Source organism: Streptococcus ruminantium (genome assembly GCF_003609975.1).
GTDB classification, from domain to species: Bacteria; Bacillota; Bacilli; order Lactobacillales; family Streptococcaceae; genus Streptococcus; species Streptococcus ruminantium.
The window spans coordinates 1245841-1259152 of the sequence record NZ_AP018400.1 but is presented as its reverse complement, the minus strand read 5'-3'; the positions used below and the strand labels follow the sequence as shown (position 1 = coordinate 1259152).

Below are 13312 nucleotides of genomic sequence, written 5' to 3'. Positions count from 1 at the left end.
CATGGAAAGATACCAGAGAGTGTTTAATAATGTTTTTGTTGATGGAAAATACAATGTCTCATTTTCGATAGGTTCTACAATGAGAGATGGGCAATATTTGGGTTTGAGAATTAATGATCGTTGCTATTTAGTAAATTTGGGGTATATGCACTATTTTGCTTTTACTCCAACAAGTGATTGCAATATAATTACCCAACGTTCTCAAATGCTTTTGACATTTGAAAAAGGGTGCTACAGTGTAATGGGGAGTGAAGTTATTTCTGATCTAATATATAGATCCTGTGGAATAATTTCTGATTCAAAACTTCAACATTATGTAATAGTTGTTGAAGAGGCTATATTGGATATTGTTGTTAGTCAGGAAATAACAATTACAGAAGGAGAATTGGATTTACAGTTAGAGAATGTAATGCTTCAGGGACAGAGTGCGACTTTAGGTGATGAAATCCCTGCTGATTGCTATTACTTTTTTACGCTATATTCTACTTTGAATTACAAGACTCAATTCTATCTTTTAGGGTTAAAAAATAGAATAAGAGTAGAATTGGACGATATGTTTGCATTTTATATGGTAGAAGAAGGTATTGATTTAACTGGTTCACCGGAAAATACTGAGTATCAACTTTTACCAGTGGACAGTACTGAGCGGTATTTGTATAGTATTGATAATCAGGAAATAAAAAATCATCCGACCTATTGTTTACATAATTTATTAAACTATAATGTTTATTTTTATAGTGAAGATGTACCTAGATTACTATTGCTCTCTTCGTAGTTTTTTCAAAGAAATCATCTAGTCTAACTAGGTGATTTCTTTTAGGTGTGGTAAAATAAAAGTGTGAAGCTTTGAAAACTTAATATCTATACTAAGCTAGCAAAACAGCTCTGCTATTTACCGGTGGCCTGCTAAGCGGTCTAGGAGGAGCTACCTCAGGCATTGGGAATGCACTAGGCCGCCAAGCAGCAGATACTGTCATTGAAACCGCAGTGGATACTGTTGTGGATGCGGCCCAAGGTGGCAACATCAGCCCAGCCAGCATTGGAACAAGCCTAGCTATCAATGCCATAACAGAAGGTGTCTCTAGCAAAACTGTTAAGGGACAGAAGGGGAATATTGCCCCAGACTTTAAGGCGATTGATGATACTGGGAATATCTCGAGTATAGCGCAAACTGTTGACACAGTGGATAGAGTAGGTGCTGTAGGTAAGATAATTACTAAGATGGAAGCAGGAGATATTGCTTTTAGTGATAAATTTTCAAAGTCTCATTATTCTAGTCAAGTTTCAGATAGAGGTTGGACTAATCAAAAAATTGCAGATACCATCAATAATCCCGTAAAAACGACTTCTGGTTATAATAAATATACTAATAGCAGTGTAACAAATTACTATGTTGATGATGTGCATTATGTTGCAGTTGATGATAGCACAGGAAAAGTTATTCAAATTGCTGATTTAAACAATCCAAATTGGAAAGGACCTCAATAATGATTGAAAAACCAAAAGGAAGAATCAATGAACTCGTGTATCTAAATACGACTTACTATCAGTCAAAATATAGATTATATCCGACTCTAACAGAACTGTTCAGATTATTGCAAGAGATTATAAAAACAAATGAAGTAACCTCTTCCATTCATATCACTCCATTTTACATGAATGAAAAATTAAGTTTACAGGAAGAATTTGATATAGCACGTTTCTACGTTGAAAGTAGTGATTGTGTGTCGCTGACCGAAAGAAAGGAGTTTGCCCCAAAAAACATGTTTTGGTTATCTCCTGAATCTGAATATAGAATACTAGAAAAATATATTACTTTAGATGATATGGAGCGCACACACTTCCTGTTGGAGAAGACGGATGTTTTGGGGTTTCAAAACAGTCTCCAAACCTATATGCAATTTTTAATGGATCGAGGAGTACCGCAGATGATGAAGTGGCTGTACGACATGTGCGATTTAGATTCTGCATCAGTACCTTATGGATGCTTTTGCTTTGAAATAAGATCAAAATAGATGATTAACTTCCACTGTTACGTTATACAAAAAGGAACTTATATTCCAGAGATGAATGGCTATGTTATGAAAATTGGTGGAACTGGAAAATCTACGAAGTATGCTTTTGTTGGTTTGGATAGAACTAGCGGTGATATTACAACTTATCATGTAAAATATGCAAAACAAATTGTAAAAAAATCTTCAAATTTTGAAGTAATTCCATAGGAGATGAGAGCAGTGTTGATAATAAAAGATATCATTTGGATAAGCGAAGAAATTGGAGAAGCTGATGTCGTAGTGACAGATGGCAACTATGAAATTACATGTTTCTCACATCCTTTTTTTCAAAAAAAGGGAGAAGAAGTAAGGGGGACAATTTCGGTATTTGAATATTCTAATTTGGAGAGAAGTGAAAAAACAGAATATGTAGTTGAACATCTAGGAAATGGTAAATACTTCCTTGTAGGGCGTCTTTTAGATGATATCAAAGGAATTGTTCAAATAGGAGAAATATATATTCATGATATTGAGGAAGTACCTGCGGGAATTAAAAAAGGAGAGTACATTCAATTCACTACACTAAGGGTTGATTTGTGGTAAGATTTAAATTTGATAATGTAACTATAAAAAGCTATGTTCTATGGAATAAAGCTTGTAATTGCAGACTAACATTTTTTCTGAGATGAGAATAAATAATAAACCCATAGCAAAATGTTCTTAAATTAGGATGTTGATATAAGAAGTGTTCGAAATTATCTAGTCTAACTAGGTGATTTCTTTTAGGTGTGGTAAAATAAAAGTGTGAAGCTTTGAAAACTTAATATTTATACTAAGCTAGCAAAACAGCTCTGCTATTTACCGGTGGCCTGCTAAGCGGTCTAGGAGGAGCTACCTCAGGCATTGGGAATGCACAGGGCCGCCAAGCAGCAGATACTGTCATTGAAACCGCAGTGGATACTGCTGTGGATGCGGCCCAAGGTGGTAACATCAGCCCAGCCAACATTGGAACAAGCCTAGCTATCAATGCCATAACAGAAGGTGTCTCCAGCAAAACTGTTAAAGGACAGAAGGGGGATGTGTCTTCGCACAAGGATGCGCTCTCTGTCCAACAAGTCTCTAGGCCCGATAAAAGCACGCCCAAGACAGATTTTTATGTAGCACCTGATGGAACACCCCTTCCAGCTACTGGCTATAGATATATGGATTCTAAATATGCAAAGCAAACAATGGAATCAATGCAGGCACCAGGAGGATATGTGGGATTTACAAAATTTGATTCAGCGAGACAAGTGCAAGATGCTTATCAAATTTCGCCTATTTGGAGTGATGCTAAATTACGAGGAGAATTTGATACTTTGCAGATATTTTATGATGCAAGAATTCCGAGAGCTTATGGTGATAAAGCAGGTGAAGTATTGGCTCCTCTTAACTACGACATGTTATGATAAAATTTTTTCTCTCATTTGAAGAGTGAGTCACTGAGTTTACTCTCGTTCAAAGAAGGGAGCCTCATCTATCAAATTATCGAATATATCGTAACTGGTATAACTACGATAAATCGCGACATATTAAAAGGCATGCCCCTCTACATTCCGAGGGAATCATGCCTTTTAAATATTCAGCTTTTTAACTCCTTATTTTATATGGAGCTTTTCATTCAGGCTACTAAATGTATGGTGAGTCTGACTTTTGTTCTAAACTCTAACAAGAGGAATTAACCTAGCTTCTTTTATTCAGATGATGTGCTAGTTGTCGTATTTGTTTCGGTATTTACTGAGCCATTCTTATTGTAAAGCTCGGCATAGCTTGGTGCTTTAAACAAATCAACAGTAGATTTATTCCCGTTTTTGCTATAAAGACTGGTCGAGTTTTTACCGAGTTTATTTTCAATGGCAATTTCAGCAGCCAGTGAGTCTATGTAGCTATATTGGTTAATATCTAAAGCTGGTAAACCATTATCAAAAAAGCGTATGAGATCACCAGTCTGAATAGCATCGCTAGCGGCTAATTGAGCTGCAACTGTTTCTTTGATATGATCGATTTCTTTTTGAGTTGTTTCATCCGGATTTGTAATTTCTTGTCCGGTCTCAGTATAATAGAGTTTTCTTTCATAGCTAGTGTATTTAGGAGTAATAAAGCTTCCCGCAGTTCTTAGGGCTACAATTTGGTTGTGCTGGTTAGAAAGTATGTCTTGACCAACTTGAAGGAAATGATTTGCTTTAATACCTAGTAGATGTTCGAGGGTAGGGAGAGCATCTATTTCACCGCTGTAAGTATTGAAAATACCACCATTTGTCATCCCAGGAATAACAATCATATATGGGACACGCTGCATCATAGCGTTATCAAAGTCTGACCAGGTTTGGGAGTCTTTTCCAATTAGTGGTGCTAAATCTGGATTGCGTGAATTAGAAATTCCGTAGTGATCGCCATAAAGGATGATGATAGAATTTTCATACAAACCAGTTGCTTTTAAATAATCGAAGAATGCTTTGATGGAAGCATCTAGATAGTTGGCTGTTGCAAAGTAACCATTGATGGTTTCGTCCTTTGTATTAGCTAGTGGAAAGCCAATCTCATCTCCAGTCAAGCTGGTTGTGTAGGGATAGTGGTTGGAAACAGTGATAAATTTTGTATAGAACGGCTGTTGCAAGCGTTCAAGATACTGAATGGAATCTGCAAACATGATTTTATCGTTCAAACCATACTGGAATGAATTGTCTGCAGTGGTTTTTGAAAAATAAGACTGGTCAAAGAAGTAATTATACCCCCATTGTTTGTAAGTATTGTTTCTATTCCAAAAGCTTGCTGCATTTCCGTGAAAGACAGCAGATGTGTAGCCTCCATTCTTTGATAAGATATAAGGTGCTGCTTGCTGGGTATTGCTTCCGCCGTATTGAACCATAAAGGAACCCTGATTAAGCCCGAAGAGAGAGGTTTCAAGCATTGTCTCAGAGTCTGAGGTTTTTCCAGCCTTGACTTGATTAAAGAAGTTGGAAAAGGCAAGAGTTGAGTTAGAATGATAGAGGGAGTTAAGGAAAGGAGTTACTTCATGTTCTACACCATTAACATTTAACTTATAGTCAATTACAAATTGTTGTAAGCTTTCAAGGTGGAGATAGATGACATTCCGCCCCTTGGCAATTCCAAAATATTGATCATTCGGTTGAGCATAGTGTTCCGCGACATATTGTTTGATAGGGGGAAGAGCAGTAGCTGTTGCACCGGATCGATCCCTGTGAGTGTTATATGTCTGATTGGCATTGTAGCCGAGGAAGGCAGGTAATCCGAGTGCCCTGACAATATAAGTATTGGAGAATCCACGCGTAAGCAATTCTGGACGATCAATTTCTGCTAAAAATAGATTGATGGAGAAAAATAGTACAGAAAATGCAGTAATAGCAAAACTAGATTTTTGATGAAATCTTCTTTGATCCCATTGGATTGATTTTCGATAAAGTAGGGTAGCAAAGACGATAAAATCAATAAAGTAGATGATGTCCCACAATCTAAATAGCTTAATGGCTGCCTCACCGAGTCCTGCTGATACGCTAGATGTTGCCATCATGGTAGAGATGGAGATATAATCTGAGAACTCTCGAAAATAGATGGCATTTGAAAATAACCAGATAAAAAGGAGAGTATAAATTCCAATCGCCAACCCATAGAAGATCTTAGTATTTTTTATATAGAGAGCAAGTCCAAGTAAGAGTAGGCCGATTGGTAAAGGATTGATAATAGCAATAAGATTTTGAAAAAATCCTTGTGTATCTAAGTTGAAGTCAACATAATAGGCCCATAAGGTTTTTAGCCAATAAATGATTAACAAAGTAAGGATGAAGCCAAGCCGAGTCTGTACATGGGGCTTGACAGAGTCAATTAGTTTTCGCACGATAAAAGCTCATAATCCTTTCTAATATCTCAGTTCATTATACCACAATTTTTTAATAAGCCTCAAAATGGGGAGCTTTTTTGGCATATATGTGGAAATATGTTATAATCATTCTATGAAAATAAAGGTGAATCGGATTGTAGAACAGAAGGTTAATAGAGGAATTCAACTCTTAGAAAGTGCCGATTTTCCAGACTTATCTCTTGATGAGGACACACTGGTTAGTCTATATTCTGAGGATGGAAAGCATCTAGGGCAGGCTTATTTATCCAAACAAAATAAAGGAATAGGTTGGGTATTTAGTACATCACATCAAGAATTAACAATAGATTTTTTTGTTAATTTATTTGTTAAAGCCAAGCGTAGACGACAAATTTTTTACCAGTCCGAGGTGACCGATGCTTTTCGTGTTTTCAATCAAGATGGCGATGGTTTTGGTGGTTTGACGGTTGATTTGTACGGTGAATATGCGGTTTTTTCATGGTACAATACCTTTATTTACTCTATTAAGGATAGGATTGTCTCAGCTTTTCGAAACGTATTTCCCGAAATCAAGGGGAGTTATGAGAAAATCCGTTTTAAAGGGGGAGATGTTGAATCTGCCTTTCTTTATGGAGAAGAGGCTCCAGACTATTTTACAGTTTTAGAAAACGGTGTTCGCTATCAGGTATTTATGAATGATGGATTGATGACCGGTATCTTTTTGGATCAGCATGAGGTGCGTGGTTCACTGGTTGATGGTCTAGCTGCTGGCAAGTCACTTCTAAATATGTTTTCCTATACAGCAGCCTTTTCCATTGCTGCGGCTTTAGGAGGTGCTTCGCAGACAACTTCTGTTGACCTAGCTAAGCGCTCGCGCGAACTGTCACAAGCGCATTTTTTAGAAAATGGTGTAGATGTAAAGGCTCACCAGTTTATTGTGATGGATGTATTTGAGTACTTCAGGTATGCCAAACGAAAAGGATTAAGTTACGATGTTATTATCTTGGACCCTCCGAGTTTTGCTCGAAACAAGAAACAGACCTTTTCAGTGGCTAAGGACTATCATAAGTTGATTGCACAATCCCTGGAAATACTAAATACAGGTGGAACTATCATTGCTTCGACCAATGCAGCCAATGTTTCGGTAGAGAAATTCAAGCGACAAATCGAAAAAGGATTTGGGTCTAAAAAGCACCGTTATGTGGCAAGTTATCGCTTGCCAGCCGATTTTGTAATCAATAAAAATGATGAAAGTAGTAATTACCTCAAGGTCTTTACGATACAGGTAGACAAATGCAAATAGTAGTTCCTATCATGCCTAGAAGCTTGGAAGATGTAGAGGTCATTGATGTAGAGCGTCTGGCAGAAGCTGATTTGATTGAGTGGAGGGCTGATTACCTCCCAAAAGATGATATTTTAAGAGTAGCCCCAGCCATATTTGAGAAGTGTAATGGTAAGGAAGTGATTTTCACTATACGGACGACACGTGAGGGTGGCCATTTGGATTTGGCAGATCAAGAGTATGTAAATTTGATTAAGGAAGTTGCAGCTCTTTATCAGCCGGATTATATTGATTTTGAATATTATTCCTATCAGGCTGTTTTTGAGCAGATGTTGGATTTTCCGAATCTTGTTTTGAGCTACCATAATTTTGAGCAAACGCCTGTTAATTATTTGGAGATTATGTCTGAATTAACTAGTCTATCACCAGCTGTTGTTAAGATGGCTGTGATGGCTAATACTGAACAGGATGTCTTGGATGTTATGAATTATACTCGTGGGTTCAAGTCCTTGAATGCAGAGCAAAAATTTGCTACGTTTGCAATGGGAGAATTGGGCAAGTTGACTCGTATTGCAGGGGGAATTACGGGTTCTTGCTGGACATTTGCTAGTCTTGATGAAACGTCTGCACCGGGTCAAATGTCTCTGGGGAATACTCGTAAGTTTTTGGAAATTTTGGAGAATTAAGGTATGCGCTACTTAACATCCGGTGAGTCTCACGGTCCGCGACTAACAGCTATTGTAGAGGGAGTACCAGCTGGTCTTTCATTGACAGCCGAGGATATCAATATTGATTTGGAACGCCGTCAGGGTGGTTATGGTCGAGGTAGTCGTATGCAGATTGAGACAGATCGTGTAGAGATTACTGCAGGTGTTCGTCATGGTAAGACGACAGGTGCTCCCATCACTCTAAATGTCACCAATAAGGACCATCAAAAATGGCTGGATATTATGTCTGTTGAAGATATTGAGGACAAGTTAAAAAGTAAGCGCCGAATCAAGCATCCTCGACCAGGACATGCAGATTTAGTTGGAGGGATGAAGTATCGCTTTGACGATTTACGAAATTCTCTGGAGCGTTCCAGTGCGCGTGAAACAACCATGCGAGTAGCTGTAGGCGCAGTTGCCAAGCGTATTTTAGCGGAGCTAGATATTGAAATTGCCAACCATATAGTTGTTTTTGGTGGCAAGGAAATGGATATACCAGATGGTCTAACCATCGCTGAAATCCGTGAGCGTGCTGAACAATCAGAAGTTTCAGTTGTGAACCGAGAATGTGAAGAGGAAATCAAGGACTATATTGATCAAGTTAAGCGAGATGGTGATACTATCGGTGGTGTCGTTGAAACGATTGTTGGAGGAGTTCCAGCAGGTCTTGGTTCTTATGTGCAATGGGATAGAAAGCTAGATGCCAAACTAGCACAAGCTGTTGTTTCCATCAACGCTTTCAAAGGAGTAGAGTTTGGTGTTGGTTTTCGAGCTGGCTACCTTAAAGGGAGTCAAGTTATGGATGAAATTCTTTGGTCTGAAGAGGAAGGATATACTCGCAGAACCAACAATTTAGGTGGTTTTGAAGGAGGAATGACCAATGGACAACCTTTGGTCATTCGTGGTGTCATGAAACCGATTCCGACACTCTATCAGCCACTCATGTCTGTCGATATTGATACCCATAAACCCTACAAGGCAACGGTTGAACGTTCAGATCCAACGGCTCTTCCAGCCGCTGGAGTAGTTATGGAATCTGTTGTAGCAACAACTCTTGCAATGGAGATTTTGGATAAATTCTCTTCAGACAATATGGAAGAATTGAAAGTTGCGGTTGCAAGTTATCGTGACCATATAAGAAATTTCTAGGTATCAAATGAGCAAGAATATTTTGATTGTTGGATTAGGGCTGATTGGGAGTTCACTTGCCTTGTGTATTCGTAGACAACATCCCGACTATCAAATTTTTGGAGTTGATCCGAATGAGCATTCCTGGCAAATTGCTCTAGATAGTGGAATGGTAGATCAAGTGTCAACAAATCTTGAGGTCTTGGCTAATCAGGCAGATGTTATCTTTCTTTGTACTCCTATCCAAGTCTGTATTGGTTTGATAGAGGAGTTGAGTTCTTTTTCCTTGAAGGATACAGTCTTGATTACGGATGTTGGTTCCACTAAGTCAGTAATTATGGCTGCTGCTGAGCAGTACTTGGCTCCCAAGCAGCTTAATTTTATCGGTGGACATCCTATGGCTGGTAGTCATAAATCTGGTGTAGATGCTGCAGATATTCATCTCTTTGAGAACGCTTATTATATTCTGACGCCTTGCAAAGTTACCAAGGCAAATGCTATACCCACACTGGTGGATTTGTTATCTGGAACAGGTGCTCGCTTTATTCAGTTGGAAGCACAAGAGCACGATCAAGTAACTAGTCAAATTTCTCATTTTCCACATATCTTGGCTTCTAGCCTGATTCATCAAGCAGGGGAGTATGCCCAGCTTCATCCTTTCACGAATCACTTTGCTGCGGGTGGTTTCAGAGATATGACTAGGATTGCTGAGACTGAGCCTAGTATGTGGACGAGTATCCTTATGACCAATCCAGAAGCAATTATTGATAGAATTGAGGAGTTTCAAAGTCGTCTGATTGCGGTATCAGATTTACTGAAATCTGGCAACAAGGAAGCTATTTGGGAATTTTTTGACAAAGGTAGGCAGACACGCAAGGCAATGGAAATTCACAAGCGAGCAGGAATTGACTCTTTTTATGATTTGTTTATCAACATTCCAGATAAAGATGATACAATCTTGAATGTTTTAGAAGTTTTACGTGGAATCTCTATTGTTAATATCCGTATCAATGAGGAAAATCGTGAAGATATACACGGTGTTTTGCAAATTACGTTTAAAAATAAAGGAAATTTGGAAGAAGCTGCCAAACGCTTGAGCAAGCAGACGACTTACCAAATTTACTTAGATTAGGAGAAAGTTTATGTCAGTAAATATCTATGATATTGCAAATGAATTGGAGCGTGCTATTCGTAATCTGCCTGAATACAAGGCAGTAGAAGCTGTAAAAGCTTCAGTTGAGGGAAATTCAGAAGCCAAGGAAGTTTTGGAAAATTATATTTCTTTTCAAAAGGATATTCAAGGTAAGTTACAAGCTGGCGAGATTCCAACTGAGGCAGATCAGGAGAAATTGTTGGACTTCAATAAGAAAGTTCAAGCCACCCCACTGTTGACAGAATACTTCAACAAACAACAGCAACTTGGTACGTATGTTGCAGATTTGGAACGCATAATTTTTAAACCGTTGAATGAACTATTGTGAAAAGCAGCTGTAGGGCCAATGCTATTAAGATAGCCTTTGGGCCCAGTAAGGCTTATTCACAGCAGGAGAAAGTGACTGTTATTTGTTGCTCTCTCTTGCTTTTTTTATTGTCAACAATATGACGAAAATAGCTCTCCAAGAAGCTCAATTTTTCTGCTCAATTTCTACTATTTGTACCATAATTATATAGCAAAAACTCAATTTTATTTTTGCCAGAATAGTATGGTAATAACTTGACAATTTACTTTAATAGGACTAAACTACAATTAGTATATGATTATAATCAATTTAGGATTAGATCGGTTAAAGGAGACAATATGGCACGATTTGTTAAAGCAAAGTCTATTATTTTGTCAGATAGAGAAGTAGAGTCTGCTTACTTAGAAATTACAGATGAGGGTCAATTTGGACGTATTTTGACGGAAAAACCGGAAGGAGAAATTATTGATTATTCGGATTTTCATCTGGCTGCTGGCTTAGTAGATACACACATCCACGGATATGCTTCACACGATGTTATGGATAATAATTTTGAGGGAATTAAGGTAATATCAGAAAGATTATTATCTTGTGGTGTAACATCTTGGTTACCGACGACCTTAACAGACACAACTGAAAATTTAAATGCAGTTTGTGAAACGATAGGAAGGCACGCTGGTGAGGAACAGGGAGCAAAAATCCAAGGTATCTTTTTAGAAGGGCCATTCTTTACAGAAAAATATAAGGGAGCTCAAAATACAAAATATATGAGCGACCCTTCCATTGATAAGTTAGAAAAATGGCATAGTCTATCTAATGGTTTGGTGAATAAAATCGCCATTGCCCCTGAGCGTAAAGGGGTGGAGGAGTTTATTGCTTTTGCCAATAGTAAGGCTATCCACACTGCTTTGGCCCATAGTGATGCGACCTATGCACAGGCTCAGGCAGCGGTAAAAGCTGGGGCTAACATCTTTGTCCATGTCTATAATGGTATGAGTGGTCTTCATCATCGGGAACCAGGTATGGTTGGAGCAGCCTTGGATTTGGAAAATGTCTATGCTGAGATGATTTGTGACGGCCATCATGTACATCCAGCTGCAGCAGAAATTGTTGTGAAGGCTCGCGGTGCTGAGGAAACTGTTCTCATTACGGACTGTATGAGAGCAGGTGGCATAGGCGAAGGAGAGTCGCGATTGGGTGAGTTTGAAGTGATTGTCAAAGATGGGACAGCACGCCTGAAAGAGAGTGGGAATTTGGCAGGATCCATTTTGGAATTGATTGAGGCGGTACAAAATGTGGTAAAATGGGGCTTAGTTAGCTTACCAGATGCCCTTCGGATGGCCTCGCTAGCGCCTGCTCGATCTGTCAATATTGATCATGTTTGTGGCTGCATTGCAGAAGGACGAGCAGCGGATTTTATCGTAGTGGATGATGAAGGCCATTTGCAGGCAACCTACCTCGATGGTGTGAAACGTTTTGAGAGATAAACACCTATCTGGTTCGACAATTTTTTAAATATTCAAAAAAGTTGAAAAATATGCCATTTACCTATTGACAAATGGTGTAAAAATAGTTATGATGGTTACAAAATAAAAGTGAAAGGAAAATAGATATGTCACTCATTCGTCAAAAGCAAACAGTTGCACCTACTTATTTCTATGGCTATTTTAGATAGTGTTTGTAGACATGGTAAACATGGATGCAAACCCGGGAACGTGAAGTTTGTATCTATGTGGCTGTAGTTCTTTTGACATGTGCCTCATAGATGATACATCTAAATGGCACAGAAGATTCAGTCTGTTTTTCTGATACAGTTGAAAGATTGGGACCGTTTAGAGTATCTTCTAAGCGGTCCCTTTCTTATTTACATATATTATTTTAAGGAGAAAAATTATGAGTTCAAAAAAAATGATTCTGAGTTTTGTAGCATTTCTAGCCCTTGTCATATTTGTTGCGTGCCGTTCCAAATTATCAGATTCTGAGACTGTAAAAGTTGGCATCATTCAATATGCGGAGCACGAAGCCTTGTCATCAGCTCGTAAAGGCTTTGTAGAAGCTCTTGAAAAAGCTGGCTACAAGGATGGGGAAAATCTGATAATCGATTTGCAAAATTCACAGGGAGATCAGGCAAATCTACAAACAATGGTAGAAAAATTAGCTGGAAGAAATAATCTCAACTTTGCAATTGCAACACCAGCAGCACAAGCTATGCTCAATGCAGATCGTAAAACACCAAGTGTTTTTACTGCTGTGACAGATCCAGTGGAGGCTGGTTTGGTTGAGTCGTTAGATAAGCCAGGAGGTTCCATGACTGGTTCTGTTGATACAACGGATGTTGAAGGGCAAATTGAAATGTTGCTCAAGGTAGTGCCATCAGCAAAAACAGTCGGAATTTTCTACAATTCGAGTGAAGTAAACTCAGAAGTTCAAGCAGAGCAGGCCAAAAAAGCCCTTAGAACTAAGGGAGTGAAGGTTGAAGTGATGACTGTTACATCAACTAATGATGTGCAACAAACTATGACTTCCCTAGCAGCAAAAGTCGATGCTATCTATCTTCCGACCGACAATACAGTTGCTTCAACTGCATCTACAATTGGTGATGTTTTAAAAGAAGCAAAAGTACCAGCTATAGGAAGTGATGCAGCAGTTATTGATGCAGCTCTATTTACATATGGTGTTGACTACCATGCGATTGGTGTTCAGGCAGGAGAATTGGCTGTGAAGATACTGAAAGGAGAAAAAACTGCGACTTTAGCAGTTGAAAAACCAAATACAGCAGCTATCACTGTGAATGAAGATATGGCAAAGGCCATCGGTATTGATGTTGGAGTGATGAAAGCATTAGAAAATAAAAATTGATAGAG

Annotated in this window: 14 protein-coding genes; 13 read left to right on the top strand and 1 reads right to left on the bottom strand. The window is 38.5% G+C overall.

Translation table 11 applies throughout. The features are described from left to right. The first annotated feature begins 1 nt into the window (after position 1). From SR187_RS06035 to SR187_RS06015, 6 genes are all read left to right on the top strand, one after another. Positions 2–775, top strand: coding sequence for a hypothetical protein (locus SR187_RS06035; protein WP_120171845.1), 774 nt, complete (start codon positions 2–4; stop codon positions 773–775). Positions 776–987: 212 nt separating this feature from the next. Continuing rightward, on the top strand, positions 988–1488 hold the full coding sequence (locus tag SR187_RS06030; RefSeq protein WP_120171844.1) for a colicin E5-related ribonuclease: 501 nt from the start codon (positions 988–990) through the stop codon (positions 1486–1488). Then, complete coding sequence (locus SR187_RS06025; protein ID WP_120171843.1) at positions 1488–2015, top strand: hypothetical protein; 528 nt, start codon at positions 1488–1490, stop codon at positions 2013–2015. Before SR187_RS06030 ends, SR187_RS06025 begins: the two co-directional genes overlap by 1 nt. Further along, entirely contained in the window at positions 2016–2222 is a 207-nt protein-coding gene (locus SR187_RS09845) for a hypothetical protein (RefSeq protein ID WP_145981833.1), read from the top strand. It abuts the gene before it with no gap. Between the two features lie 12 nt (positions 2223–2234). Then, entirely contained in the window at positions 2235–2597 is a 363-nt protein-coding gene (locus tag SR187_RS06020) for a hypothetical protein (RefSeq protein WP_145981832.1), read from the top strand. A gap of 350 nt (positions 2598–2947) precedes the next feature. Continuing rightward, a complete protein-coding gene (locus SR187_RS06015; RefSeq protein ID WP_120171841.1) occupies positions 2948–3442 on the top strand; it encodes a hypothetical protein in 495 nt (164 codons plus the stop codon). A 284-nt stretch (positions 3443–3726) separates the two neighbouring features. Here SR187_RS06015 and SR187_RS06010 read toward each other — a convergent pair whose 3' ends face one another. Beyond that, entirely contained in the window at positions 3727–5889 is a 2163-nt protein-coding gene (locus SR187_RS06010; protein ID WP_120171840.1) for an LTA synthase family protein, read from the bottom strand. A 115-nt stretch (positions 5890–6004) separates the two neighbouring features. Here SR187_RS06010 and SR187_RS06005 point away from each other — a divergent pair, with 115 nt between their 5' ends. The 7 genes from SR187_RS06005 to SR187_RS05975 all read left to right on the top strand — a co-directional run bounded on the left by SR187_RS06005 (position 6005) and on the right by SR187_RS05975 (position 13307). Then, positions 6005–7174, top strand: coding sequence for a class I SAM-dependent rRNA methyltransferase (locus SR187_RS06005; protein ID WP_120171839.1), 1170 nt, complete (start codon positions 6005–6007; stop codon positions 7172–7174). Beyond that, positions 7165–7839 carry a type I 3-dehydroquinate dehydratase gene (gene aroD, locus SR187_RS06000; RefSeq protein ID WP_120171838.1) on the top strand — a complete coding sequence of 225 codons (675 nt, stop codon included), beginning with the start codon at positions 7165–7167 and terminating at the stop codon, positions 7837–7839. The genes SR187_RS06005 and aroD overlap by 10 nt, the downstream gene beginning before the upstream one ends. Positions 7840–7842: 3 nt before the next feature. Further along, positions 7843–9009, top strand: a complete 1167-nt coding sequence (aroC, locus tag SR187_RS05995; RefSeq protein WP_024533002.1) for a chorismate synthase — start codon at positions 7843–7845, stop codon at positions 9007–9009. A 7-nt stretch (positions 9010–9016) separates the two neighbouring features. After that, positions 9017–10120 (top strand): prephenate dehydrogenase, encoded by a 1104-nt coding sequence (locus tag SR187_RS05990; RefSeq protein WP_120171837.1) that lies wholly within the window; start codon positions 9017–9019, stop codon positions 10118–10120. Between the two features lie 10 nt (positions 10121–10130). Continuing rightward, positions 10131–10469 carry a YlbF/YmcA family competence regulator gene (locus SR187_RS05985; protein ID WP_024533000.1) on the top strand — a complete coding sequence of 113 codons (339 nt, stop codon included), beginning with the start codon at positions 10131–10133 and terminating at the stop codon, positions 10467–10469. A 317-nt stretch (positions 10470–10786) separates the two neighbouring features. Beyond that, positions 10787–11935, top strand: coding sequence for an N-acetylglucosamine-6-phosphate deacetylase (nagA, locus tag SR187_RS05980; protein WP_024532999.1), 1149 nt, complete (start codon positions 10787–10789; stop codon positions 11933–11935). Positions 11936–12341: 406 nt separating this feature from the next. Then, positions 12342–13307, top strand: a complete 966-nt coding sequence (locus tag SR187_RS05975; protein WP_120171836.1) for an ABC transporter substrate-binding protein — start codon at positions 12342–12344, stop codon at positions 13305–13307. Positions 13308–13312: the final 5 nt, after the last annotated feature.

Bases quoted from the DNA above. Each gene is read 5' to 3' on its own strand.
- SR187_RS06035 (WP_120171845.1), top strand. From the start codon at position 2: ATGGAAAGATACCAGAGAGTGTTTAATAATGTTTTTGTTGATGGAAAA.
- aroD (WP_120171838.1), top strand. From the start codon at position 7,165: ATGCAAATAGTAGTTCCTATCATGCCTAGAAGCTTGGAAGATGTAGAG.
- aroC (WP_024533002.1), top strand. From the start codon at position 7,843: ATGCGCTACTTAACATCCGGTGAGTCTCACGGTCCGCGACTAACAGCT.
- SR187_RS05990 (WP_120171837.1), top strand. From the start codon at position 9,017: ATGAGCAAGAATATTTTGATTGTTGGATTAGGGCTGATTGGGAGTTCA.
- SR187_RS06005 (WP_120171839.1), top strand. From the start codon at position 6,005: ATGAAAATAAAGGTGAATCGGATTGTAGAACAGAAGGTTAATAGAGGA.
- SR187_RS05985 (WP_024533000.1), top strand. From the start codon at position 10,131: ATGTCAGTAAATATCTATGATATTGCAAATGAATTGGAGCGTGCTATT.
- SR187_RS05975 (WP_120171836.1), top strand. From the start codon at position 12,342: ATGAGTTCAAAAAAAATGATTCTGAGTTTTGTAGCATTTCTAGCCCTT.
- SR187_RS09845 (WP_145981833.1), top strand. From the start codon at position 2,016: ATGATTAACTTCCACTGTTACGTTATACAAAAAGGAACTTATATTCCA.
- SR187_RS06025 (WP_120171843.1), top strand. From the start codon at position 1,488: ATGATTGAAAAACCAAAAGGAAGAATCAATGAACTCGTGTATCTAAAT.
- nagA (WP_024532999.1), top strand. From the start codon at position 10,787: ATGGCACGATTTGTTAAAGCAAAGTCTATTATTTTGTCAGATAGAGAA.